Annotated in this window: 1 protein-coding gene; it reads right to left on the bottom strand. The window is 64.6% G+C overall.

The window, feature by feature from the left end; translation table 11 throughout:
* The gene (locus tag G1H10_RS32070) at positions 1–1074 is read right to left on the bottom strand and encodes an IS630 family transposase (RefSeq protein WP_246220212.1); all 1074 of its coding nucleotides are present in this window, start codon (positions 1072–1074) and stop codon (positions 1–3) included.
* Positions 1075–1128: the final 54 nt, after the last annotated feature.

Genomic DNA, 1128 nt, shown 5'->3' on the forward strand with positions numbered 1-1128 from the left:
CTAGTGATCCGTGTTTGAAGTTGGCTGACGGTTGGCTTTTTTGAGGATCTCGTCTGCGGTCTTGGTCCAGACGAAGGGGTGGCAGCGGTCGTTCCAGCCGTCGATGAAGGCGCGGATTTTGGCGTTGAGGTCCTTTACGGAGCCGAAGGAGCCGCGGTGGATGGCTTGGCGCTCGATGATGCCGAACCAGACCTCGACCAGGTTCAGCCACGACCCGGAAGTCGGGGTGAAATGCACGTGCACACGTGGGTTCGCGGCCAGCCAGTCGCGGATCTCTATCCGTTTGTGGGCGGCGTAGTTGTCCATCACCAGGTGCAGCGCCACGTCGGGGTAGGCGCGGGCGACCTGCTTGAGAAACGCGAGGAACTCCTGATGTCGGTGACGCGGCTTGCACGCCGCGGTGACCTTGCCGGTGGCGATCTCCAACGCCGCGAACAGGGTCGAGGTGCCGTGACGCTTGTAGTCGTGCGTTCGGCGCTCGGGCAGTCCGGGCTGCATTGGCAGCATCGGCGCGGTACGGTCCAGCGCCTGGATCTGCGACTTCTCATCGACGCACAGCACGATCGCGTTCTGAGGCGGCGCCAGGTACAGGCCGACCACGTCGGTGACCTTCGCGACAAGCTCGGGGTCGGTGGAGAACTTGAACGTCTCCACCCGCCAGGGCTGGACCCCGTACTCGCGCCACGCCGTGGCCACCGTCTTGTTCCCGATCCCCAGATGCCGGCCCAGCAGCCGGCTCGACCAGTGCGTCACCCCGTACTTCTTCGGCGGCGGGCGCAGCGTTGCGGCCACCACCTCGCGATGATCGACAATCCGTGGACGTCCGCTGCGGGCCTCATCGGCCAGCCCCGCCAAACCATGACGGCTGTATCGCGAGCGCCACTTCAGCACCGTCACCTTCGACACACCCACGCTCTGGGCGATGTGCTCGTTAGCTTCCCCGCGCGCAGCCGCCAGCACAATCCGCGCGCGCAGAGCCAGCCCAGCACGCACCGCCGTCGAGCGAGTCAACCGGACCAACTCATCACGATCACCATCTCGCAGCGCCAATGCAGGAGCAGGACGATTCGCCATACGACATGGTCCCAGAAACCAACCATTCAGTAACTAACGACACGCCACACTAGG

Origin of the sequence: Phytoactinopolyspora halotolerans, assembly GCF_010550675.1 — a bacterium.
In the GTDB taxonomy this organism is placed as follows: Bacteria; Actinomycetota; Actinomycetes; order Jiangellales; family Jiangellaceae; genus Phytoactinopolyspora; species Phytoactinopolyspora halotolerans.

What these genes read in the sequence shown, in the direction of transcription:
- G1H10_RS32070 (WP_246220212.1), bottom strand. Translation starts at nt 1,074, where the DNA reads ATGGCGAATCGTCCTGCTCCTGCATTGGCGCTGCGAGATGGTGATCGT.